The sequence below is a fragment of the Spiroplasma endosymbiont of Megaselia nigra genome (assembly GCF_003987485.1).
Classification (GTDB): domain Bacteria; phylum Bacillota_I; class Bacilli_A; order Mycoplasmatales; family Mycoplasmataceae; genus Spiroplasma.
Window position 1 is genome coordinate 1 of record NZ_RCOO01000326.1, and the last position, 659, is coordinate 659.

Below are 659 nucleotides of genomic sequence, written 5' to 3' on the forward strand. Positions count from 1 at the left end.
TTGTATGTCCCTTAGGACTAGTAGAGTTTGCTAAATCAACACCACCTAATAACTTAGTTGGTTGAATAATATCTGTTGCTTGCATAATATCAATATATCTTGCAAAGATTGACCCACTAGTATTACCTGGTAAACCCCAACTCCATACTCTTGCTCTTTCAACATCTAATTGTTCTAATCTTAATTGTTCATTAACTTTATCTTGTGGTAATTCATAATTAATTCTTCAACTAGAATAATGAATAATAATTTTCATATTTCATTTTTCAATATACTTAATTTGCTCATATTTACTACGCATTATTTCTTCATTAAAAGGTAATAATTCATTACAATAACCAACAATATATCTTTTTAAACTCTCGGGATTACATGTATTAATTGTTATTTTATTTTGATAACCACGAATAGCAAACTCTAAATCACTTAAATCTTTTTGTTGAAATTGATCACATTCTTCTCTTCAATCAATAACTAATTTATATTTATTCAAATCAGCAAAGGCTTTTAATTTTTCTTTCCGACTTGGTGAATGTAAACCTTTACAATATATTTTACTACCATTTGATAAAGTAAAAGTAAAATTTGATAAATTAATAATATAAGGAATATGATTTTCATCTAACATATTTCATATATTTTGAAATACACTATCTTTT

1 protein-coding gene is annotated in these 659 nt (G+C 25.2%); it reads right to left on the reverse strand.

What is annotated here, in order from left to right; all coding sequences use genetic code 4:
• Positions 1-628: phage terminase large subunit (locus D9R21_RS06790; RefSeq protein WP_148108903.1), on the reverse strand; the 628-nt coding region annotated here is incomplete at its 3' end.
• Between the last annotated feature and the right edge of the window lie 31 nt (positions 629-659).